Below are 21,445 nucleotides of genomic sequence, written 5' to 3' on the forward strand. Positions count from 1 at the left end.
GTGGCGGGGGCCAACCGCTACGGCGTGATCGCGAAGTGCGCGAGGACCGCCTCCGCCAGCGGCCGGTCGCCGTCGATCTTGACCTGTTCGGCGACGGCGGCGGGCCGCACCCGGCCGCAGGCCAGCCGGAAGAACGTCTCCCAGTCCATCGAGAGCGTCACCGCCGGGCCCAGCGAGACACTGGCGTCGATGGTCCCGTTGCCCTGCGCGTCCACCCGGACCGTCCGCATGAACTCCAGCGCGCCGCTCACGTCGAAGACGACGGCCGAATCGGCGGGCGCGCCCGCGCTCTTGGCGACCACCTTCGGCAGCGCGAGGAGCAGCAGGTCACGGGTGAGCTGCGCGCCGGGGGAGTCGAGGTTGCCGGGCACGTTCAGCGCGTGGCGCAGGTCCTGTTCGTGGACCCACACGTCGAACGCGCGCTGCCGCAGGATGTACGCCAGCGAGCGCTCCTCGCCGAGCGGGCTGCGCAGCACCGTCTCCGGGTCGCGGGTCTCGTTGCGCAGCGACCGCGCGCGGCGGATGACCATGTACTCCAGCTCGGCGGTCATCTCGGGGCCGGTGTGGTGGCGCCGGACGTCCACCTGGAGCTCCATCCGGCGGGCGAATTCGGTACGTACGTGGTAGAGGTCGCGCGGCAGCGTGTGGATGGGGCGCGGGTCCCCGAGCATCTCGCTCTCCAGGCCGATGATGTGCGACACGATGTCGCGCACGGACCACCCCGGTAGGTCCGTCGCCCGGTTCCACTCCCCTTCCACCAGGGGCGCGACCAGCTCGGATATCGCTTCGATGGAATGAGTCCAGGCGTCGATGGAGGGCTGCAGGCTGGGATGGACGGTCACGGGACCCCTCGGACGGTTCGTACGCGGGCTGCTGTCTGGGCAGTTAAGTTACGCTGCGCACGGGCACCCCGGCAGTGCTTTCGGGTGACCATCGTAGGTCGATTTTTGACGGCGGACCGGCTCGAATGCTTAGGCGGTGGTACTGTGCGCGCTTCACTGATCCAGATGCACGTGGACCTGGCGGAGCCGGCCAATGCCCGGCGGGAGCGGGCCGGTTCACTGGTCCGCGAACGCGCGACCAGCGATCTCGTCGTCCTTCCCGAGCTGTGGCCGGTCGGCGCCTTCGCGTTCGAGACGTTCGCCGACCAGGCCGAACCGTTCGAAGGCCCCACGTATCAGGCGATGTCGGAAGCCGCCCGCGATGCCGGGGTGTGGCTGCACGCCGGATCGTTCGTCGAGCGGGACACCGACGGCACCCTCTACAACACCTCGCTGGTCTTCTCCCCCGACGGGCGGCTCGCCGCCTCCTACCGGAAGATCCACCGCTTCGGCTTCGACAAGGGCGAAGCGGTGCTGATGGGCGCCGGCGACCGGGTGGTCACGGTGCCGCTCCCCGACACCACCCTGGGCCTGGCCACCTGCTACGACCTGCGGTTCCCGGAACTCTTCCGCCAGTTGGCGGATGCGGGCGCGCAGACGCTCGTCATCCCGGCCGGCTGGCCCGCCCGCCGCCGCGCGCACTGGTCGCTGCTGGCCCGCGCCCGCGCGGTGGAGAACCAGAGCTACGTGTTGGCCTGCGGCACCGCGGGCACGAACGGCGGTGTCGAACAGGCCGGCCACAGTGTCGTCGTCGACCCGTGGGGCGAGGTGCTGGCCGAGGCCGGACCGTACGAGGAAGTGCTGACCGTGGAGCTGGATCCGGCCAAGGTGAGCAAGACCCGCGCCGACTTCCCGGCCCTGCGCGACCGGGTTCTCGGCCTCGACGCCCCGTGACCGGTGGTGGAACCCGACGGCCCGTCAGCCCGCAGCTCTTGGCCTTCGGTCAGCCCTCCCCCCCGTTCCCGCTCCGCCAGCCGGATCACCCCCACCGCGACGGCGATGAGCAGCGAGGGATCGGCGTCCTCCCGCACCACCTGCACCGCGTAGGCGTCCCGTACGGACAGCCACCGGCGCGAGATGTCCGCCAGCAGTTCGCCGTCGTACTCGACGGCGAACTCGCGGTCCAGGATCTTGCCGCTGACATCCAGCTCGGTACCGTCCACCAGCTCCACGCGGTAGTGGTTGCGCAGCAGCGACAGCCGCTTGCGCCGGATGGTGGCCAGCGGCCGGTCGTCCCGCTCGATCGTCATGGTGTCGCGCAGGGCGAGCCACTTCTTGCGGATGGTCGCCAGGACCCGCCGCTCGGGGTCCTTCAGCTCGAAGGTCTCGCGCAGCCGCAGCGCCTTGCCGTCGACGAGGAAGGCGTGCCGCCCGTGCTCATCGTCGATCCAGTAATCGTCACCGATGCCGAAGATCCGGTCGTGTACGAAGAACTTCATGGCCGCCATGTTCCCGGCCGTGCCCCGGCACACGGCCCGCCCCGCCCGGGACACGCCGTCACCGGGCCCGTACAGCCAGGTGACCTTGGCCGTCCGGTGCGCGGGTCCTGCCCCGCCACGGACCGCCGCCCACGGACCATGACCCCATGGCAGAAGCGGTCACGAAACGTCGTTTCATCCCCGAAGCGGGCTGCGCCCGCTGCACCGACCTGGACGCGGCACGCCGTCGCGCGATGTCCGCCCGCGACCGCAGCGCCGAAACGGACGCCCGCGTCCTGATCAAGCACCACGTGAGCAAGGCGCACGGGACGGTGCTGGAGACGGGGTGGACGTGAGGAGGTGAGGCGGGAGGGCGACGTGAGGCGGGAGCGGGACGTGAGGTGGGGTGGGGCCGGCCGGCCCGCCCTGTCGGCTGCCTCACACGCCGTACTCCTGTGATCGCGTGTTCATGCCCAAGTGGCACCCTTGAACCATGAACGACGCCGCCCCCGCCCCGCACACCCCGCGCCGTGCCCGTGTCCGTGCCCCCGAGCTGATCGGCAAGGGCGGCTGGCTGAACACCGGAGGCACCGAGTACACCCTCGCCGACCTGCGGGGACGCATCGTCATCCTGGACTTCTGGACGTTCTGCTGCGTGAACTGCCTGCACGTCCTGGACGAGCTGCGGGAGCTGGAGGAGCGGCACCGGGACACCGTGGTGATCATCGGGGTGCACTCGCCGAAGTTCGTCCACGAGGCCGAGCACCAGGCCGTCGTGGACGCCGTGGAGCGGTACGGGGTCGAGCACCCGGTGCTGGACGACCCGGAGCTGGCCACCTGGAAGCAGTACGCGGTCCGGGCCTGGCCGACGCTCGTCGTCATCGACCCCGAGGGGTACGTCGTCGCCCAGCACGCCGGTGAGGGGCACGCGCACGCCATCGGGACGCTGGTGGCGGAGCTGGAGGCGGAGCACGCGGCGAAGGGGACGCTGCGGCGCGGTGACGGGCCGTACGTGCCGCCCGAGCCGGTCGCCACCGACCTGCGTTTCCCGGGCAAGGCGCTGCGGCTGCCCGGCGGCACCTTCCTGGTCTCCGACACCACCCGGCACCAGCTCGTGGAGCTGGCCGCGGACGGCGAGACCGTGCTGCGCCGGATCGGCAGCGGCGAGCGCGGCTTCGGCGCGGACACCTTCAGCGAGCCGCAGGGCCTGGCGCTGCTGCCGGACGGCAAGGTCGCCGTCGCCGACACGGTCAACCACGCCATCCGGACGTTCGACCCGGAGACCGGCGAGATCGCGACCGTCGCCGGGACCGGTCGGCAGTGGTGGCAGGGGTCCGCGACCTCCGGGCCCGCCCGCGAGGTGGACCTCTCCTCGCCGTGGGACGTGGCCTGGTGGCAGGACCGGCTGTGGATCGCGATGGCGGGCGTGCACCAGCTGTGGACGTACGACCCGGCCACCGGCACCGTCGAGGCGGCCGCCGGTACGACCAACGAGGGCCTGGTGGACGGGCCGGCCGCCGAGGCGTGGTTCGCGCAGCCGTCCGGCCTGGCGGCGGCCGGCGACCGGCTGTGGGTCGCGGACTCCGAGACCAGCGCGGTGCGCTGGCTGGACACCGATCTCGTCGTGCACACCGCGGTGGGCACCGGCCTCTTCGACTTCGGGCACCGCGACGGCGAGGCGTCCCAGGCGCTCCTCCAGCACCCGCTGGGCGTCACCGCGCTGCCCGACGGCTCGGTGGCGGTCTCGGACACCTACAACCACGCGCTGCGCCGCTACGACCCGGCGACCGGCGAGGTCAGCACGCTCGCGACCGATCTGCGCGAGCCGTCGGACGCGGTGCTCGTGGGCGACGGGGGCTCCGGCGACCCGGAGATCGTCGTGGTCGAGTCGGCGCGGCACCGGCTGACCCGGCTGCGGCTGCCCGAAGAGGCCGTACGCGTCGAGTCGGTCGCGCACCGCACCCAGCGCGCGGCCACCGAGGTCGGCCCCGGCAAGCTCCGCCTGGACGTGGTCTTCCAGGCGCCCGCGGGCCAGAAGCTGGACACCCGCTACGGCCCGTCCACCCGCCTGCTGGTCAGCTCGACCCCGCCCGGACTGCTGGCCTCCGGTGACGGCGCGGACACCGACCTCGGCCGCGACCTGGTCCTGGCGGACGGCGTGACGGAGGGGGTGCTGCACGTCTCCGCGATGGCGGCGTCCTGCGACGACGACCCGGCGATCGAGTACCCGGCCTGCCACGTGCACCAGCAGGACTGGGGCGTCCCGGTCCGGGTCGTCGAGGGCGGCACGGACCGGCTGGCGCTGGTGCTGGCGGGGCTGGACGAGGCGACCGCCGGGTGACGGAGACGGGCGCGGTCCCGAGGCCGCGCCGCGCCGTCACCCCTGGGGCTTCGTGTAGCTCTCCGCCCGGTTCAGCGAGCTCTGCCAATACGTGACCTGAGAGGCGCCCACCGCCACCGGCGCGTTGCGGAAGTCGACGCGCTGCGGCGGGCCCTTCGGGCTGCCGTTCACGTCACTGCCGCTGAATTCGACCGTTGCGTACGTCTTCTTGCCGCTGCCCTTCTGGGCGGCGGTGGCGGTCGGAATGCTCGCCCAGATCGTGCCCTTGGGCCGGACGGTCTCCACGTCCCCGCCCATCACATTGCTGCCCTTGAGCAGCGGCAGCGGGTCCTTGGCGCCGCCGAAGCGGATCAGCGGGTGGTTGTAGACCCGGCAGGAACGGGTGCTGCTGGTGTTCACCGCCTTGATCACGACATGGTCGTTCGGCGCGTGCGAATAAATCTCGAATCGGAACATGCCGGGCCCGCACGCCCGCGCATCGCGCGAACCGGCCACCGAACCCGCCCCCGCACCGGCCGCCGCGCCGCCTCCGATGATCTTTTTCTTCTTGTTGCTCTTGGACGTCTTCTTCGACGCCGTCTTCTTCGCGCTCTTGCTGCTCTTCGCATTTCCGGAGCAGCCGGTCAGGGCCAGCGACCCGGCCATCGCGACGGCCAGCGCCGCATACGCGGCGGGGCGGCGGGAGCGGCGTGCGGTCATGGAGTCCCCCAGTGATGTCACTGCGTTCAGTGGTGCGGATCGGGCGGTGCGTGCGTCGGTGTCATGGCACCGCCACCATAGCGAGTGGCAGCCGGGACGCCAGTGCCACCGGCGGTCGCTCCGTCGTCAGTGACCGGCGTTGTCGCTTTTCTTCGGATACGGAATCGGTCGGCGAAGAACCTGCCGATTGCATTGGTCATGCTGGGGGAAACCACAATTCCGGGGCGGGGCCGATTGCATTTCGCGTGCAGCGTGTTCGGTCCGCCCTCGGTGTGTCAGTCGTCGTAGCGCATGCGGTGTGTCTCCTCGACCACCGGGGCCGCCGGGCTCGGGGGCTGCATGCGGCGGCGCTTGAAGATGCTGACGTAGGCCGCGATGCCGATGATGCCGACGGCCATCAGGATCAGGCCGACGAGGTGCACGTTGACCCCGGCCATGTGCCAGTCCACCGCGAAGGTCAGGATGCCCCCCAGCGCGAGTAGACCGATGCACCATCCGATGCCCATGGTTCTGCCTCCGTACGCGATTGGATGTTCCGGGCCGGTCGTGGTGACCGGGTACCCGGAGCCCGGGGTGCCAATCGCCGGACGGAATACGCCGGTTGTCAGGGGCGGAGTGCGCTGGTCAGGTCGTGCTGCCAGTACGTGACGCGGGTGTCGTCGTCCACGCGGACGCCCTTCGGGAGCCATATCCGGGCGGGTGCGCCGGGCAGGGCGTGGCCGTCGCGGTCGGTGAAACCGACGGAAAGGGTGCGTATGTCGTGGCCGGTGGCGGAGGAGGACGGGGTGACGGTGGCGTAGGCGGTGCCGCCCGGGGTGAGGGTGAGCGGGGTACGGGGCGTGTGGCTGCCGTGCGGGGTGCCGGCGGGGGCCGTGTCGCTGGTGCGCAGGCGCGGGTAGCCGTGCAGGTCGCAGGTGGTGCGCGAGGTGTTGGTGACCTGGATGAGGACGCGGCCGGGCGGCTGGGGGAGCGGTTTGGCGGCCAGCGTCACCTTCGCGGGGTCGCAGGCCGCGTGGCCGCCGGTGGCGGCCTGGTCGGTGTGGGGCCCGGTCAGGGCCGGACCCAGCGGTTCGTCCGCGCCGCCGGAGTCCTTGCCGAAGGGGTGGAACGGCTTGCCGTCGCTCGTCTTGAGCGCGTCCTGGCCGCCGCACGCGGTGAGCAGGCCGAGGGCGGCCACCGCCGTGAGCCCGGCGGCAGCGGCCCGCAGCGTACGGGCACGGGCGCGCCCACCGCCGGTGCGGCTGCGGTCGCGGCGGGCGGTAGCGGCCTCCGTAACGGTGTGGCGCGGCATGGGGACTCCCGGGTTCGCTACTGGTGCTGCATGCTGCACTGCCAGCCTGACCTGCCACGCTGCCGCCCGGCTAACGCTTCCCTAACGGGGACCGCCTGACGGGGCCTGACTCACCGGACGGGCCGCCACGGAACCCGCCCTACCGGGGCCCGCACGGAGCGCCCGTCATGGTGCGTACCGCACCGCCCGCGTTCTCGTCGTCCGTGCCGAGCACACCCTGGCGGGCGTGCGGCAGGCAGGTGAGGGCCTCGATCTTGTGGCCGGGGTAGCGGCCGAGGGGGACGGGGCCCCGCCGTACGGACAGCCGTACCGTGCCGCGGCGGTCCACGGTCACCTCGCCCGCATCGTAGAGGGCGGAGTCGAAGGGGCCGTCGTCGCCCGTGTCCGAGGCCGAGGAGACGGTGAGCGCGCCGGACCCGGAGATCTTGACGTCGCTTATGTGCCGGACGTGCTCGGCGGGGTACGGGGCGTGGAACGCCGCCGTGACCGGGGTGCCGAAGGTGCGGCGCGCGAGGTCCAGTTCGGCGGCGTGCAGGGTGCCGGGGCGGCTGTCCGCGCCGCGGTCGGCCCAGACGGCGACGAGGCGGTGTGCCCGGGTGGTGAGCGCGAAGCCCTCGTAGTTGTCGTCCTCCGAGGCGCCGGGGACGGTGAAGGTGCCGAGGGTGCGCGCCCCGCTCGCGTCCGGGGCCAGGCGCAGGTGGTAGCCGGTGCCGGCGCTGGTCAGGGCGACGTACTCGCCGGGGCGGCCGGGGACCGCGTCGAGCGCCTCCAGGTCGGCGGGCGGCTCGCTGCCCTTCCAGCCCAGCGGGCGGACCAGGGGCGGTGCACCGGGCCGCAGCCGTATGGCGGCCAGCCGGTTCTCGCCGGGCTTCTTGTTGTCGCGGGCCACGAGGAAGTCGGTACGGCCCGCCCGGGCGCCCGGTACGGCGGCGATGCCGCTGACCCCCGAGGTGATGCCGTCGCCCACCTGCTGCCAGGGGGCGGGACGGCTCGTGGGGCGGGCGGCGGCGCTCTGCGTGGCGAGGAGGGGGACCGTGCAGGCGAGGGCGGCGGCTGCGGCCAGGTACCGGCTTCTGATCATGGGCAGACGGTAGGGGGTACCGGCCGGGAAAGGGAACAGCCGCGGGGAGAAAGGGAGGTAGGGCTTCCGGATCAGGTGGGGACCGTTCCGGTCATTTCCCCCGTACTGCCCTCAGGTGCCCGTCCAGCAGCACCACACCACCCCGCACCGCGGCGGTCCGGGGCCCCCGGCACCCGTACCGCCCCGCCCCTCAGCCCCCTCCCCCGCCACCTCCCGACCCCTCGTCGCGCGCGAACAGCTGGGTCAGCGTGCTGATCGTGTAGACGTCGGTGGACTCCTCGTCGACCAGGTGCATTTCGGCCAGCCGGTCCAGGCTGTCCTGGATGTCCGCCGGGTCGGAACCCGCCAGGGCCGCCGCGACGGACGCGTTCAGGTGTCCGTCCGCGCCGGCGGCGAGCGCGCTGAGGAGGCGCGCGTCGTCCGCCGAGAGACGGGCCACGGACATCCGCAGGGCCGCCGCGACACCGGTGTCCTCGGCGGACAGCAGGGCCAGCCGTCGCCGTTCGTCGCGCAGCGCGGCGGCCAGACGGGCCAGCCGCCAGCGCGGGCGGGCCGTCAGCTGCGCGGCGGCGGCCCGCAGCGCCAGCGGCAGCCCGTCGCACAGCCCCACCAGCTCCCGCGCCGCCTCCGGGTCGTCCGCGACCCGTTCCGCGCCGAGCATCGCCCCGAGCAGCGCCGTGCCCTCCTCCGGGCCGAGCGCCTGGAGGGCCACCGGCCGGGCGCAGTCGGTGGCGACCAGCCCGTCCAGCCGGCTGCGGCTGGTGACGACCGTCGCGCAGTGCTGTCCGCCGGGCAGCAGCGGGCGGACCTGCGCGGAACTCTGCGCGTTGTCGAGGACGACCAGCAGCCGGCGGTCGGCCACCAGCGACCGGAAGAGCGCGGAGGCGGACTGCGCGGAGTCCGGTACGCGCTCCGGCGGCGTACCGAGCGCGAGCAGGAAGTCCCGCAGGATCTCGACCGGTTCGGCCGCCGCGCCCTCGTTGAAGCCGCGCAGGTCCGCGAAGAGCTGGCCGTCGGGGAAGTCCCCGGCGTACGCGTGGGACCACTGCACCGCGCAGGCGGTCTTGCCGACGCCGGCCGGTCCGGTGACGACGGCGAGCGGACTCTCGCCCGGCTCGGCCGACCGCACCACGGCGGTCAGGGCGGCGAGCTGCTGCTCGCGCCCGAGGAAGCGGGCGGGCGGCCGGGGCAGCAGGCGCGGTACGGCGGACCGGACGGGCACGGTGCCCGCTGGGTCCGTGGCGGCGGGGCGGCGTCCCACCTGGGCGGGTACGCGGGCGGTGCCGTCCGCCGTCCGGGCGGCAGCGCGGTCCCCTCCGGCGTCCCCGGCGGCCGCGCCACCGCCCGCCTCCTCGGCCCGCAGGATCTTCTCGTACGCGCCCTTCAGCCGCGCGCCCGGCCCGACGCCCAGTTCCTCGTCGAGCAGCCGCCGCGTGCGGTGGAACCACTCCATCGCGTCGGACTGCCGCCCCATACGGAACAGCGCCTGCATCAGCTCGGCGACCGTCCCTTCCCGCAGCGGGTTGTTGACCGCGGCGGTGTAGAGGATCGCCGCGGCCTGTTCGTGCTCGCCGAGCGCGCCGTGGGCCCGGGCCAGCGCCTCGGTCGCGGTCAGCCGCTGTTCCTCCAGCGCGTGCGCGGCGGCGGCGAACGGCGGGCTGGTGACGGTGCCGGTGAGCGCGGGGCCGCGCCACAGGCCGAGCGCCTCGCGCAGCAGCGGCACCGCGTCGCCGGGGGCCGCCTCCGGGCGCGCCAGCGCGACCAGTTCGGCGAAGCGGTGGGCGTCGATCAGCTCCTCCGGCAGGCGCAGCAGGTACGCCGAGCCGTGGGTGGCCAGCTCGATGCCGTACGCCTCGGCTCCGCCCGCGGCCAGTGTCGCGCGCAGCCGCGAGACATGGCCCTGGACGACCGTACGGGCGTGCTCGGGTGGTTCGTCCTCCCACAGGGAGTCGATCAACTGCTGTAGTGGGACGGTGGTGTTGGGCTGCAACAGCAGCAGCGCCAGCACGCTGCGCCGTTTGGCGGGCCCGAGCGTCAGCTCACCGGAGCCGGTGGTGACGGATATCGGGCCCAGCAGGGAGAAGTCCAACTCAGCCCTCCAGGAAGGCCGTCAGGGCACTCGCGAGCAGGTGCGGGTCCTCGCTGCCGCACAGTTCGCGGGCCGAGTGCATCGACAGGATGGCGACACCGATGTCGACGGTGGCGATGCCGTGCCGGGCGGCGGTGATCGGGCCGATGGTGGTGCCGCAGGGCATGGCGTTGTTCGAGACGAAGGACTGCCACGGCACGCCGGCCCGCTCACAGGCGCCGGCGAAGACCGCGCGGCCGGTGCCGTCGGTGGCGTAGCGCTGGTTGACGTTGACCTTCAGTATGGGGCCGCCGTTGGGCATCGGGTGGTGGCCCGGGTCGTGCCGCTCCGTGTAGTTGGGGTGCAGGGCGTGCCCGGTGTCGGAGGAGAGGCAGACCGTCCCGGCGAAGGCGCGGGCGCGGTCCTCGTACGTGCCGCCGCGGGCGAAGACCGAACGTTCCAGCACGGTACCGAGCAGCGGGCCGTCGGCGCCGGTGTCGGACTGGCTGCCGTTCTCCTCGTGGTCGAAGGCGGCGAGCACCGGGATGTACGGGATCTCCTCGGCGGCCGTGGCGACCGTCGCCAGCGCGGCCGTACCGGCGTGCACGGACAGCAGGTTGTCCATCCGCGGCCCGGCCACCAGCTCGCGGTCGCGGCCGAGGTAGGCGGGGGGCTCGACGCTGTGCAGCATCAGGTCCCAGCCGCGTATGTCGCCGGGGTCCGCGCCGGCCTCCTCCTCGACGAAGGCGATCAGGTCGCCCTCGCGCACCTCGCCCAGGCCCCAGATCGGCGTCATGTGGCGCTGCTTGTCGAGCTTGAGGCCGTCGGCGTTGACCGAGCGGTCCAGGTGGACGGCGAGCTGCGGCACCCGCAGCAGCGGGCGGTCGACGTTGACCAGCCGGGTGCTGCCGTCGCGCAGCGTGACGCGGCCGCTGAGGCCGAGGTCGCGGTCGAGCCAGGTGTTGAGCAGGGTGCCGCCGTAGACCTCGACGGCGACCTGGCGCCAGCCGCGGTGGCCGGTGTCCGGGATCGGCTTGACGCGCAGGTTGGGCGAGTCGGTGTGGGCGCCGACGATGCGGAACGGGGTGGCGGCGGTGGCGCCTTCCGGCACGTACCAGGCGATGATCGCCCCGCCGCGCAGCACATACTTGCCGCCGCTCTCCCCGTCCCAGGCGTCGGTCTCGGCGACCTGCCGGAAGCCCGCTTTCTCCAGCCGCTCGGCCGCGTTGGCCACCGCGTGGTACGGCGAGGGGGCGGCGGCGAGGAAGGACATCAGGTCGTCGGTGTGGCCGCGGTCGAAGCGGGGGGAATGGCTCATGGTTTCAGCATAAGGACTGCCGGGTGCCCTTCCCTGGTAGGCGAATCCGCATGCATCACGGTATGGGCACCTCCGGTGGTGTGCGGGCGGTGCGGTGACCGGGGGTGATGCACCGGTTAGGTACGGTGGGAGACTAACCTTCGCCGCGCGGCGGAGGCGGTTTCCGGCCGTACGGAACGAGGGGAGTGCCCGCGATGCCCGATGCCGAGGGCCATCCGGCCCCCTCGGAGATGACCCTGCGTACGGTACTGGCCGCGCTGGCCGATCCGCTGCGCTACGACGTCGTGCGGGCCCTGGCCCACGAGCCCGGCGGTGCCGCGCGCACCTGCGCGTCGTTCGGCTTCCCGGTCTCCAAGTCGACACTCAGCCACCACTTCCGCGTGCTGCGCGAATCCGGCCTGATCCGGCAGGTGGACCGCGGCAACAGCCGGGCGGCGACGCTGCGGCGGGACGAGGTCGAGGCCCGCTTCCCCGGGCTGCTCGGACTGGTCCGGGACAACCCGGGCGGGCTGCCGACCCCGGCGGACCGGGGTTGAGGCGCGTCCCGAACGACGATGCCCGCCTCCCCGGGGGATGGGAGGCGGACACCATCAGTCTTGCGTGCTTCTCTGAGAACGCGGTGAGAGCGGGCCGGGCACCGGCCGTTTCCGGACGGGGCTTAAGCCGTCCTTAGAACGCCCTTAGCGCGCGCCACGTCCCTCGGGACCCCTCAGAACGCGGCCTCGTCCAGCTCCATCAGCGACTGGTCGACGGTCTCGGCCAGGCCACGCTGCACGGACACGCCCGGCAGCACGTTGTGCGCGAAGAACTTGGCCGCGGCGATCTTGCCCTCGTAGAACGGCTTGTCCTTGGCGGAGGCGCCGGCCAGCTTCTCGCTCGCCACCGCCGCGCCCTTCAGGAGCAGGTAGCCGACGACCACGTCGCCCGAGGCCATCAGCAGGCGGGTGGTGTTCAGGCCCACCTTGTAGATGGACTTCACGTCCTTCTCCGTGGCCGCCAGGTCGGTCAGCATGGCGCCGACGATGGCCTCCAGGTCGGCGGCGGCCTTGGCCAGCTCGCCGCGGGCGGCCTCCAGCGCCTCGCCGCCGACCGCCTCCGCGAGGAACTTCTTGATCTCCTCGGAGAGGGCGGTCAGCGCCTGGCCCTGGTCGCGGACGATCTTCCGGAAGAAGAAGTCCTGGCCCTGGATGGCGGTGGTGCCCTCGTACAGGGTGTCGATCTTGGCGTCGCGGATGTACTGCTCGATCGGGTACTCCTGGAGGTACCCGGAGCCGCCGAAGGTCTGCAGCGACTGGGCCAGCTGCTCGTAGGACTTCTCCGAGCCGTAGCCCTTGACGATCGGCAGCAGCAGGTCGTTCAGGCGGGTCGCGGCGGAGGCGTCCTCGCCCGCGGCCTCCTTGGCGATGATCTCGTCCTGGACGGTCGCGGTGTAGAGCACCAGGGCGCGCATGCCCTCGGCGTACGCCTTCTGCGTCATCAGCGAGCGGCGCACGTCGGGGTGGTGGGTGATGGTGACGCGCGGCGCGGTCTTGTCGGTGAAGGCGGCCAGGTCCGGGCCCTGCACACGCTCCTTGGCGTACTCCAGGGCGTTGAGGTAGCCGGTGGAGAGGGTGGCGATGGCCTTCGTGCCGACCATCATCCGCGCGAACTCGATGATCTTGAACATCTGGCGGATGCCGTCGTGCTTCTCGCCCAGCAGCCAGCCCTTGGCCGGGTGGTTGGCGCCGAAGGTCATCTCGCAGGTGTTGGAGGCCTTCAGGCCCATCTTGTGCTCGACGTTGGTGGCGTAGACGCCGTTGCGCTCGCCGAGTTCGCCGGTCTCCCAGTCGAAGTCGTACTTCGGCACGATGAACAGCGACAGGCCCTTGGTGCCCGGACCGGCACCCTCGGGACGCGCGAGCACGAAGTGCACGATGTTCTCGGACATGTCGTGCTCACCGGAGGTGATGAAGCGCTTGACGCCCTCGATGTGCCAGGAGCCGTCCGCCTGCTGGGTGGCCTTGGTGCGGCCGGCGCCGACGTCCGAGCCCGCGTCGGGCTCGGTCAGCACCATGGTGGAGCCCCACTGCTTGTCCACCATCAGCTGCGCGATCTTGTGCTGCTCCTCGGTGCCCTCCTCGTGCAGCACGCCCGCGAAGGCCGGGCCGGAGGCGTACATCCAGATCGCCGGGTTGGCGCCGAGGATGGTCTCGGCGAAGGCCCACAGCAGGGAGCGCGGCGCGGTGGTGCCGCCGATCTCCTCCGGGATGCCCAGGCGCCACCACTCGGCGTCCATGTACGCCTGGTAGCTCTTCTTGAAGGTGTCGGGGACCGGCGCGGTGTTGGTGTCCGGGTCGAAGACCGGCGGGTTGCGGTCGGTGTCGGCGAAGGAGTCGGACAGCTCGTTCTCGGAGAGCCGGGCGATCTCGCTCAGCACGCTCTTGGCGGTGTCCACGTCCATCTCCGCGAACGGTCCGGTGCCGTACACGCTGTCGCGGCCGAGCACCTCGAAGAGGTTGAACTCGATGTCGCGGAGATTCGACTTGTAGTGGCCCATGGGTACGGCTCCGTAAGGTTCGGGAGGGGACCCAGCGCTTGGAAGCGAGGGACCTCGAAACGCAATACCAGCAAGTAGCTCCGATGATGCTACCCGTCGGTAATAAGAAGCAACCCCTGACCGCCCATCTGTGACGAGCGTCCCTGGACGCCCGCGGCACCCCTACGGCGCGCTCACGGCCGGTCCGGCCACTTCTGCGACGTGTCACTGGCGGTCACCCGGCACACGGCGGGCTTGCCGGGCCCCGGCGACTTCCCCGCGGCGACCTCCCGCCGGCCGTCGAGCAGAATCCGGCAGGAGGCCGTGCCGTTCCCGGCCGGCATCACCTCCAGCCGCGCCTCCTCGCCGCCGTTCACGACGACCGTCCGGCGCCAGGGCAGCCGCGTCCGGCCGGTCCGGTCGTCGAGCCGCTCGCCGCCCGGGTGCGGGCCGGAGTCGTGCCGGTAGCGCACCTCGTCGGCGTGCGGCGGCCCGCCGGTGGAGGTGGCCTCGTACGTCAGGGACCAGGCGGTCCCCGAATCCCGGAGCTGGAGGGCGCCGTAGAACATCAGTCCGCAGGCGGTCAGCGCGGAGAGGGTGAGCAGCACGCCGCCGCGGGTGATGCGCGGTTTCCGGCGGTCACGGTCGGTCATCGGTGGGGGCCTCGGTCGGTGGGTGGCGAACTCGTTGGCCGTTCCAACGTAGCGGCGTACGGGGCCGTGCCGACTCAGTACGCTGTGCGGCATGTACGGCTACGACCAGAACGCCGGCGCCGGGCAGCAGCAGTACGGCGCGCCCCCGCCGCAGCACCCGGCCCCCGGCGGCTACGGCGAGCAGCCGCTGTACCCCGAGCCGTCCCCGCCCTCCCTCGCCGACGCGGTGCGGGCCTTCACCACCGGATCGATGTCCGCGGAGGACTTCCAGGGCATCTTCTCCACGTCCAAGGTCTACTGCCCGCGCGGCGACAACCCCGGCTTCCTGGCGCTGCACAACACCCAGCAGCCGGTCATCCCCATGTTCACCTCGCTCAAGGAGCTGCGCCGGTACGCGGGCAAGGAGTCCAAGTACTTCGTCATCACCGGCGCCGAGGTCCTGGACCTGCTCCCCACCGGCTACGGCTTCGTCCTGGACATGGAGGGTGACCACCGCATGGTCTTCGACGCCAAGTCCGTGGAGCAGATGGTCGACTTCGCGATGCGCCGGATGTACGGCTGACGCGCGCCCGACCTCGTAGGACGGCGGCACCCGGCGGGTGCCGCCGCTTTCTTTTGCCCGCGTGTCCCTCCGCCCCGGTGGCCGCTTCCCACGGTCGTCCCATGCCCCGGGGCACCCCGGGGAATGGCGGACGCCTTGCAGGTTGTTCAGTGTTCAACTAAATTGAAGGACGAACGACCGAGGAGGCCGTCATGCCCGCAGTGACCGTAGAGAATCCGCTGACCCTGCCCCGGGTGGCGGCGCCCGCCGACGCCCGGCCGCGCGCCGTGCTCGCGGTCGCCACCGCGCCCGGCGGTTTCGAGGGGGAGGGCTTTCCGGTACGCCGTGCCTTCGCCGGCATCGACTACACGTACCTGGATCCGTTCATCATGATGGATCAGATGGGTGAGGTGGAGTACGCGCCGGGCGAGCCCAAGGGCACCCCCTGGCACCCGCACCGCGGCTTCGAGACCGTTACGTACCTGATCGACGGCAGCTTCGTGCACCGCGACTCGCACGGCGGCGGTGGGGTCATCAACGACGGCGACACCCAGTGGATGACGGCGGGCTCCGGCCTGCTGCACATCGAGGCGCCGCCGGAGGAGCTGGTCATGACCGGCGGGCTCTTCCACGGCCTCCAGCTGTGGGTGAATCTGCCCAAGAAGGACAAGATGATGGCGCCCCGCTACCAGGACATCGGCGGCGGCCAGGTGAAGCTGCTGACGTCGGCGGACGGCGGCGCGCTGCTGCGGCTGATCGCCGGGGACATCGGCGGTCACCAGGGGCCCGGGATCACCCACACGCCGATCACGATGATGCATGTGTCGGTCAACCCGGGTGCCGAAGTGACCATCCCCTGGCGCTCGGATTTCAACGCGCTGGCGTACGGACTGGCCGGGCGCGGCACCGCCGGGCCGACCGGACGGCCGTTCCGCATGGGCCAGGCCGTCGTGTTCGGCCCCGGCGGCGACTCGCTCACCCTCCGCGCGGACGCCACCCAGGAGTCCCGCAGCCCCAACCTGGAGGTCGTCCTCCTGGGCGGGCGGCCGATCCGCGAGCCGATGATGCACTACGGCCCGTTCGTGATGAACACCCACGCCGAACTGGCCCAGGCCTTCGAGGACTTCCAGGCGGGGCGGCTGGGGACGGTGCCCGCCGAAGGGCACTGAGCCGGTACGGCGGGTACGCGCCGACAGCGGCCCGTACCCGCCCGCGGCGCCCCGGCCGCATCCGCTCCCGGCGGAATGCCGCCGCGGGCGGGCGGCCCCGTGATCCACTGGCAGGGTGCGAAACGATCTGAGATCCCCGGACCGTCAGCCGCTCCTCCCGGTCGCCGCCCGCCGCGCCGCGGCCTGGTGCGGTGTGGGCCTGCTCGTCGCCGCCGTGGTGGCCGTCGGCGTCTGGCTGTGCGTGCTGCTGAGCGCCGCCGTCACCCCCGTCCTGCTGGCCCTGCTCGGCAGCGCGCTGCTCGGGCCGGTCTACCGGCGGCTGGTGGCGATGAGGCTCAACCGTTCGCTGGCCGCCGGGCTGACCTGCGCGCTGCTGGTCGTGGTGGTCGGCGGGGCGGGCTACATCGTCGTCAGCGCGCTGATCGACACCGGCGACCAGATCATCGCCTCGCTGAAGGACGCCGCCAAGGAGGTGTCCCGGCACTTCGGCGCCGCGGGCACGTCACTGGACGACATCGTCTCGAACGCGAAGCCGTTCATAGGGAAGTTCGGCGGGACCGCGGCCAGCGGCCTCCTGGAGGGCGTCGGCGTGGTCGCGGCCACCCTCGCCGCCTCCGTCCTCGCCCTGTTCCTGACCTTCTTCTTCCTGCGCGACGCGGACAAGGCCGTCCGCGCGCTGCACGACTGGGCACCCGGCGACTCGGGGCCCGGCCTGGAGCAGATGGCCCGCCGCGGCTTCCAGGCCATCGAGGGCTTCATGCGCGGGACGACGCTGATCGCGCTGATCGACGCCGTCGGCATCACCATCGGCCTGCTGATCCTCCAGGTGCCCGGCGCGTTCGGCCTGGGCGCGCTGGTCTTCGTGGGGGCCTACATCCCGTACCTGGGATCGTTCCTGTCCGGCTCGGTGGCCGTCCTGGTCGCGTTCGCCGACGACCGCGGCCCGGCCATCGCTATCTGGACGCTGGGGATCGTCGTGGCGGTGTTCTTCCTGGAGGGCCACATCCTCCAGCCGATGGTGCAGAGCCGTACGGTCCAGATGCACCCGGCGATCGTGATGCTGGCGATCACCGCGGGCGCCGGCGTCGCCGGGGTGATGGGCATGCTGCTGTCCGTGCCGCTGACCGCCGCGGCCTTCGGCGTGCTCTCGGAGCTGCGCCGGCACTACGCCGCGGGCTCGGGCAGCGAGTCACCGGGCGCGCCGGCCGCCTCCGGCAGCGACGGCTCCGGGCCGCCCGCCGCGTCCTCGTAGAGCTCGAACCACGTCGACTTGCCGTCGCCGCGGGGGTCCACCCCCCACGCGCCGGCCAGCAGCTCCATCAGCATCAGGCCGCGCCCCGAGGACGCCAGCTCGCCCGGGGTGCGGCGGTGCGGCAGCTCGTCGCTGCCGTCGGCGACATCGACCCGGATGCGGCGGCTCCCCTTCTCCCCGGTGATCTCCGCGACCAGCAGCGCGTCGCCGTCCGTGTGCATCAGCACGTTGGTGACCATCTCGGAGACCATCAGGACGGCGGAGTCCACCTGGTCCTCGTCGGCCCAGTCGTGCAGCACGTCGCGGATCTGTCCGCGGGCTTCCGCTATCCGTTCGGGCTCGGCCTGCTTGACGGTCAGCACCGTACGGCGGACGGGCTGGTGCGCCGCCCCGCCGCCGCTGCCCACACCGCAGCTGCCGCCCTCGCGGCACAGCAGCAGCATCGCTATGTCGTCCTCGCGGCGATCCACGAACGGGCCGGTGGTGTGGTACGAGGACGGGCCGTGCACGGCCTGGACCAGGGCGTCGGCGAGCCGCTCCAGGCCCGCCGTGTCCTCCAGGGTCGCGACGGCCGGCGCCGTGCCGTCCCCGGCCGGGTCCTCGGCCCCGTACGTCTCGATGACGTGCCGCAGCCGCGCCCAGCCCGACTCCAGATCGTGCCCGCCGGTCTCGATCAGCCCGTCCGTGCAGACCAGCATCGTCTCGCCGGGCTCCAGGACGAGCCGGGTGGTGGGGTAGTCGGTGTCCGGCACGATGCCCAGCGGCAGGCCGCCCGCGGTGGGCCGGACGAGCACCGTGCCGTCGGCCATCCGGATGGTCGGGTCGGGGTGGCCGGCCCGCGCGATGTCCAGCAGGCCGGTGGCCGGGTCCACCTCGATGTACAGGCAGGTCGCGAAGCGCGGGTCCTCGCCGCCGAACTCGGTGTCGTTGATGCCGGACAGGAAGCGGGAGGCGCGGGAGAGCACCGCGTCCGGGTGGTGGCCCTCGGAGGCGTAGGCGCGCAGGGCGATCCGCAGCTGTCCCATCAGGCCCGCGGCCCGTACGTCATGCCCCTGTACGTCGCCGATGACCAGCGCGATCCGGCCGGACGGCAGCGTGATCATGTCGTACCAGTCGCCGCCCACCTCCAGGCCCCCGCCGGTCGGCACGTACCGCGCGGCCACCGTCATACCGGGGATGTCCGGCTGCACGGTCGGCATCATGCTGCGTTGCAGCCCGTCGGTCAGCTCGCGCCGCGACTCCTGGTCACCGGCGCGGGCGAGCGCCTGGGCGAGCATCCGGGCGACGGTGGTGAGCACCGCGCGCTCGTCGGGCGTGAAGGCGACCGGTGTGCCGAAGGCGGCCATCCAGGCGCCGATCGTGCGGCCCGCGCTGACCAGCGGCAGAAAGGCCCAGGACGTGCGGCGGAAGACGGCGGCCAGCGGCCAGGTGGAGGGGTAGCGGCGCTTGTAGTCCTCCGGAGAGGGCAGGTAGATGGCGCGGCCGGTCCGTACCACCTCGGCGGCCGGGTAGTCGGTGTCCAGCGGCATGTCGACGAAGGGCTGGACGTCGCCCTGCTGGTGCCCGTGGTGGCCGATGACGGAGATCCGGTCGCCCTCGATGCCGAAGACCGCCAGGCCGTCGGGGCTGAAGCCGGGCATGGACAGGCCGGCGGCGACGCGCAGCACCTCGGCGGTGGAGTGCGCCTCGGCGAGCGCGCGGCCCGCGTCCAGCAGGAACGCCTCGCGGGAGCGGCGCCAGTCGCCGGCGGCCGGGGCGTGCGGGGAGGCGGTGCCGGGCTGCGACTCGAAGATCTCCTGGACGGTGCCGACCAGCTCGTAGTCCGTGTGGTCGGTCTCGCTGCGCAGGAAGGCGCGGGAGCGGGTGCGGACGGTGCGCAGCACCCGGCCCGCGCTGTCCATGACGCGCAGCCGGGCCTCGGCGACGCTGCTCTCGCTGACGGCGAGGTTGACGATGCCGGTGATCTCGGCGAAGTCGGCCGGGTGGAGGCGGGAGCGCACCGCCGCCTCGCACAGTTCGGCGGGCTCCGCGGGCAGCCCCAGCAGCCGGGCCGTCTCGGCGTCGACGGTCACCTGTCCCGAGACGTTGTCCCAGCGCCACAGGCCGGTCGCGGTGGCGGCCAGGAGATCCTTGGTGCGCATTGCATCACTTTATGTGGGTTTGACGGGACCCGACCAGCGCGGCGGGTACCACCATCCTCGCATGGCCGTTCTGACGCGTATATGTCAATGAGCGGCGGTGGGGTGACCGGTAACCTGGAGCGGAAACTGTCACATCTCCACTTGCGACGACTTGGATGAGCGATGCATCGGTACCGGTCCCATAACTGTGGCGAGCTCCGAGCCTCGGACGTCGGCACCGACGTCCGCCTCAGCGGCTGGCTGCACAATCGACGTGACCTGGGCGGCATCCTCTTCATCGATCTGCGCGACCACTACGGCCTGGTCCAGCTCGTCGCCCGCCCCGGCACCCCCGCCAACGAGGCGCTGTCCTCCCTGACCAAGGAGACCGTCGTCCGCATCGACGGCAAGGTCAGCGCGCGCGGCGCGGACAACGTCAACCCCGACCTGCCCACCGGTGAGATCGAGGTCGAGGTCTCCGAGGTCGAGGTGCTGGGCGCCGCGGAGCAGATCCCCTTCACGATCAACACCGAGGACGGGGTCAACGAGGAGAAGCGCCTCGAATACCGCTTCCTGGACCTGCGCCGCGAACGCATGCACCGCAACCTGATGCTGCGCACCGCCGTCATCTCCGCCATCCGGCACAAGATGACCGCGCTCGGCTTCAACGAGATGGCGACGCCGATCCTGTCCGCGACCTCCCCCGAGGGCGCCCGCGACTTCCTCGTCCCGTCCCGGCTGCACGCCGGCAAGTTCTACGCGCTGCCGCAGGCCCCCCAGCAGTTCAAGCAGCTGCTGATGATCGCGGGCTTCGACCGCTACTTCCAGATCGCGCCCTGCTTCCGCGACGAGGACGCCCGCGCGGACCGCTCGCCGGGCGAGTTCTACCAGCTCGACGTCGAGATGAGCTTCGTCGAGCAGGAGGACGTCTTCGGCCCGATCGAGCAGCTGATGACCGAGCTGTTCACCGAGTTCGGCGGCGGCCGTACGGTCACCTCGCCGTTCCCGCGCATCCCGTTCCGCGAGTCGATGCTCAAGTACGGCTCGGACAAGCCGGACCTGCGCGCCGAGCTGGAGCTGGTCGACGTCTCGTCGGTCTTCGCCGGCTCCGGCTTCAAGGCGTTCGCCGACAAGCACGTGCGCGCCCTGGCCGTACCGGACACCGCCGACCAGCCGCGCAAGTTCTTCGACCAGATGGGTGACTTCGCCGTCCAGCAGGGCGCGAAGGGCCTGGCCTGGGTCCGCGTCGGCGACGAGAACACCCTGACCGGCCCGATCGCCAAGTTCCTCACCGAGGACGACGTCAAGGCGCTGGTCGAGGCCCTGGACCTGAAGCCCGGCTCGGCGGTTTTCTTCGGCGCCGGCGAGTTCGACGAGGTCTCCAAGATCATGGGCGCGGTCCGGGTCGAGGCCGCCAAGCGCACCGGCCACTTCGTCGAGGACGAGTTCCGCTTCTGCTGGATCGTCGACTTCCCGATGTTCGAGAAGGACGAGGACACCGGCAAGACCGAGTTCTCCCACAACCCGTTCTCCATGCCCCAGGGCGGCCTGGAGGCGCTGGAGACCAAGGACCCGCTGGACATCCTCGCCTGGCAGTACGACATCGTCTGCAACGGCGTCGAGCTGTCCTCCGGCGCCATCCGCAACCACGAGCCCGAGGTCATGTACAAGGCCTTCGAGATCGCCGGTTACTCGAAGGAGACCGTCGAGGCCGAGTTCGGCGGCATGCTCCGCGCCTTCAAGTTCGGCGCCCCGCCGCACGGCGGCATCGCCCCCGGCGTCGACCGCATCGTCATGCTCCTCGCCGACGAGCCCAACATCCGCGAGACCATCGCGTTCCCGCTCAACGGCAACGCCCAGGACCTCCTGATGGGCGCCCCGAGCGAGGTCGAGGAGGCGCGGCTGAAGGAGCTGCACCTGTCGATCCGGAAGCCGCAGGTCAAGTAGTTCATTCGGACGTGTGATGGGCCCGTGATCCGATGATCACGGGCCCTTTCGCATGCCACGCTCCGGGCATGACGCACCTCGTGGAGAGTCCGGTCGTGGTGTATCGGGAAGACGTACGGTGGAAGGCACCACCGATCCCGGAGGAGACCGA

18 protein-coding genes and 1 pseudogene are annotated in these 21,445 nt (G+C 72.0%); 8 read left to right on the forward strand and 11 right to left on the reverse strand.

What is annotated here, in order from left to right; translation table 11 throughout:
• Positions 1-17: 17 nt before the first annotated feature.
• A complete protein-coding gene (locus tag ACH4FX_RS07975; protein WP_398476272.1) occupies positions 18-842 on the reverse strand; it encodes a maleylpyruvate isomerase family mycothiol-dependent enzyme in 825 nt (274 codons plus the stop codon).
• 144 nt (positions 843-986) lie between these two features.
• On the opposite strand from ACH4FX_RS07975, the gene ACH4FX_RS07980 reads away from it, so the two are divergent.
• A complete protein-coding gene (locus ACH4FX_RS07980; protein ID WP_398476274.1) occupies positions 987-1,775 on the forward strand; it encodes a carbon-nitrogen family hydrolase in 789 nt (262 codons plus the stop codon).
• 62 nt (positions 1,776-1,837) lie between these two features.
• Here the strand turns inward: ACH4FX_RS07980 and ACH4FX_RS07985 are convergent.
• Positions 1,838-2,320: pseudogene (locus ACH4FX_RS07985) on the reverse strand (LURP-one-related/scramblase family protein); the annotation flags it as partial.
• 146 nt (positions 2,321-2,466) lie between these two features.
• On the opposite strand from ACH4FX_RS07985, the gene ACH4FX_RS07990 reads away from it, so the two are divergent.
• Together ACH4FX_RS07990 and ACH4FX_RS07995 are read left to right on the forward strand one after the other, a co-directional pair.
• Positions 2,467-2,655, forward strand: coding sequence for a hypothetical protein (locus tag ACH4FX_RS07990; RefSeq protein ID WP_398476276.1), 189 nt, complete (start codon positions 2,467-2,469; stop codon positions 2,653-2,655).
• 137 nt (positions 2,656-2,792) lie between these two features.
• Positions 2,793-4,640, forward strand: coding sequence for an NHL domain-containing thioredoxin family protein (locus ACH4FX_RS07995; protein WP_398476278.1), 1,848 nt, complete (start codon positions 2,793-2,795; stop codon positions 4,638-4,640).
• Positions 4,641-4,676: 36 nt separating this feature from the next.
• Here the strand turns inward: ACH4FX_RS07995 and ACH4FX_RS08000 are convergent, their stop codons facing one another.
• The 6 genes from ACH4FX_RS08000 to ACH4FX_RS08025 all read right to left on the reverse strand — a co-directional run bounded on the left by ACH4FX_RS08000 (position 4,677) and on the right by ACH4FX_RS08025 (position 11,097).
• Entirely contained in the window at positions 4,677-5,339 is a 663-nt protein-coding gene (locus ACH4FX_RS08000; protein ID WP_398476280.1) for a DUF4232 domain-containing protein, read from the reverse strand.
• Positions 5,340-5,614: 275 nt separating this feature from the next.
• Positions 5,615-5,845: a DUF6458 family protein gene (locus ACH4FX_RS08005; protein WP_398476282.1), complete on the reverse strand. Its 231-nt coding sequence runs from the start codon at positions 5,843-5,845 to the stop codon at positions 5,615-5,617.
• A gap of 98 nt (positions 5,846-5,943) precedes the next feature.
• A complete protein-coding gene (locus ACH4FX_RS08010; protein ID WP_398476284.1) occupies positions 5,944-6,630 on the reverse strand; it encodes a DUF4232 domain-containing protein in 687 nt (228 codons plus the stop codon).
• Between the two features lie 139 nt (positions 6,631-6,769).
• A complete protein-coding gene (locus ACH4FX_RS08015) occupies positions 6,770-7,711 on the reverse strand; it encodes a hypothetical protein (RefSeq protein ID WP_398476286.1) in 942 nt (313 codons plus the stop codon).
• A 190-nt stretch (positions 7,712-7,901) separates the two neighbouring features.
• Positions 7,902-9,800 carry a BTAD domain-containing putative transcriptional regulator gene (locus ACH4FX_RS08020; protein WP_398476288.1) on the reverse strand — a complete coding sequence of 633 codons (1,899 nt, stop codon included), beginning with the start codon at positions 9,798-9,800 and terminating at the stop codon, positions 7,902-7,904.
• A 1-nt stretch (position 9,801) separates the two neighbouring features.
• Positions 9,802-11,097, reverse strand: a complete 1,296-nt coding sequence (locus ACH4FX_RS08025) for a M18 family aminopeptidase (protein ID WP_398476290.1) — start codon at positions 11,095-11,097, stop codon at positions 9,802-9,804.
• A 194-nt stretch (positions 11,098-11,291) separates the two neighbouring features.
• Between ACH4FX_RS08025 and ACH4FX_RS08030 the strand changes: the two genes are divergently transcribed.
• Positions 11,292-11,633 (forward strand): ArsR/SmtB family transcription factor, encoded by a 342-nt coding sequence (locus ACH4FX_RS08030; RefSeq protein WP_398476292.1) that lies wholly within the window; start codon positions 11,292-11,294, stop codon positions 11,631-11,633.
• Between the two features lie 173 nt (positions 11,634-11,806).
• Here the strand turns inward: ACH4FX_RS08030 and ACH4FX_RS08035 are convergent, their stop codons facing one another.
• Positions 11,807-13,633, reverse strand: a complete 1,827-nt coding sequence (locus ACH4FX_RS08035; RefSeq protein WP_398476294.1) for an acyl-CoA dehydrogenase — start codon at positions 13,631-13,633, stop codon at positions 11,807-11,809.
• 173 nt (positions 13,634-13,806) lie between these two features.
• Complete coding sequence (locus tag ACH4FX_RS08040; RefSeq protein WP_398476296.1) at positions 13,807-14,265, reverse strand: hypothetical protein; 459 nt, start codon at positions 14,263-14,265, stop codon at positions 13,807-13,809.
• A gap of 91 nt (positions 14,266-14,356) precedes the next feature.
• Here ACH4FX_RS08040 and ACH4FX_RS08045 point away from each other — a divergent pair, with 91 nt between their 5' ends.
• The 3 genes from ACH4FX_RS08045 (at position 14,357) to ACH4FX_RS08055 (ending at position 17,227) form a co-directional block, all read left to right on the forward strand.
• The gene (locus ACH4FX_RS08045; protein ID WP_003980379.1) at positions 14,357-14,827 is read left to right on the forward strand and encodes an SseB family protein; all 471 of its coding nucleotides are present in this window, start codon (positions 14,357-14,359) and stop codon (positions 14,825-14,827) included.
• Positions 14,828-15,018: 191 nt separating this feature from the next.
• Positions 15,019-15,975: a pirin family protein gene (locus ACH4FX_RS08050; protein WP_398476298.1), complete on the forward strand. Its 957-nt coding sequence runs from the start codon at positions 15,019-15,021 to the stop codon at positions 15,973-15,975.
• Between the two features lie 115 nt (positions 15,976-16,090).
• Positions 16,091-17,227, forward strand: a complete 1,137-nt coding sequence (locus ACH4FX_RS08055) for an AI-2E family transporter (protein WP_398476299.1) — start codon at positions 16,091-16,093, stop codon at positions 17,225-17,227.
• On the opposite strand, the gene ACH4FX_RS08060 is transcribed toward ACH4FX_RS08055, so the two are convergent.
• Positions 17,140-19,368: a SpoIIE family protein phosphatase gene (locus ACH4FX_RS08060; RefSeq protein WP_398476301.1), complete on the reverse strand. Its 2,229-nt coding sequence runs from the start codon at positions 19,366-19,368 to the stop codon at positions 17,140-17,142. The genes ACH4FX_RS08055 and ACH4FX_RS08060 overlap by 88 nt on opposite strands.
• Before the next feature lie 162 nt (positions 19,369-19,530).
• Between ACH4FX_RS08060 and aspS the strand changes: the two genes are divergently transcribed.
• Positions 19,531-21,294, forward strand: coding sequence for an aspartate--tRNA ligase (gene aspS / locus ACH4FX_RS08065; protein ID WP_398476303.1), 1,764 nt, complete (start codon positions 19,531-19,533; stop codon positions 21,292-21,294).
• The last annotated feature ends 151 nt before the right edge of the window (positions 21,295-21,445 follow it).

Source organism: Streptomyces sp. NPDC018019, assembly GCF_044327805.1.
GTDB lineage: Bacteria > Actinomycetota > Actinomycetes > Streptomycetales > Streptomycetaceae > Streptomyces.

Excerpts from the sequence above, each read along its gene's own strand:
- ACH4FX_RS08005 (WP_398476282.1), bottom strand. The coding sequence starts at position 5,845 with ATGGGCATCGGATGGTGCATCGGTCTACTCGCGCTGGGGGGCATCCTG.
- ACH4FX_RS07990 (WP_398476276.1), top strand. The coding sequence starts at position 2,467 with ATGGCAGAAGCGGTCACGAAACGTCGTTTCATCCCCGAAGCGGGCTGC.
- ACH4FX_RS07995 (WP_398476278.1), top strand. The coding sequence starts at position 2,793 with ATGAACGACGCCGCCCCCGCCCCGCACACCCCGCGCCGTGCCCGTGTC.
- ACH4FX_RS08030 (WP_398476292.1), top strand. The coding sequence starts at position 11,292 with ATGCCCGATGCCGAGGGCCATCCGGCCCCCTCGGAGATGACCCTGCGT.
- ACH4FX_RS08040 (WP_398476296.1), bottom strand. The coding sequence starts at position 14,265 with ATGACCGACCGTGACCGCCGGAAACCGCGCATCACCCGCGGCGGCGTG.
- ACH4FX_RS08010 (WP_398476284.1), bottom strand. The coding sequence starts at position 6,630 with ATGCCGCGCCACACCGTTACGGAGGCCGCTACCGCCCGCCGCGACCGC.
- ACH4FX_RS08045 (WP_003980379.1), top strand. The coding sequence starts at position 14,357 with ATGTACGGCTACGACCAGAACGCCGGCGCCGGGCAGCAGCAGTACGGC.
- ACH4FX_RS08050 (WP_398476298.1), top strand. The coding sequence starts at position 15,019 with ATGCCCGCAGTGACCGTAGAGAATCCGCTGACCCTGCCCCGGGTGGCG.
- ACH4FX_RS08000 (WP_398476280.1), bottom strand. The coding sequence starts at position 5,339 with ATGACCGCACGCCGCTCCCGCCGCCCCGCCGCGTATGCGGCGCTGGCC.
- ACH4FX_RS08025 (WP_398476290.1), bottom strand. The coding sequence starts at position 11,097 with ATGAGCCATTCCCCCCGCTTCGACCGCGGCCACACCGACGACCTGATG.
- ACH4FX_RS08035 (WP_398476294.1), bottom strand. The coding sequence starts at position 13,633 with ATGGGCCACTACAAGTCGAATCTCCGCGACATCGAGTTCAACCTCTTC.
- aspS (WP_398476303.1), top strand. The coding sequence starts at position 19,531 with ATGCATCGGTACCGGTCCCATAACTGTGGCGAGCTCCGAGCCTCGGAC.
- ACH4FX_RS08015 (WP_398476286.1), bottom strand. The coding sequence starts at position 7,711 with ATGATCAGAAGCCGGTACCTGGCCGCAGCCGCCGCCCTCGCCTGCACG.
- ACH4FX_RS08060 (WP_398476301.1), bottom strand. The coding sequence starts at position 19,368 with ATGCGCACCAAGGATCTCCTGGCCGCCACCGCGACCGGCCTGTGGCGC.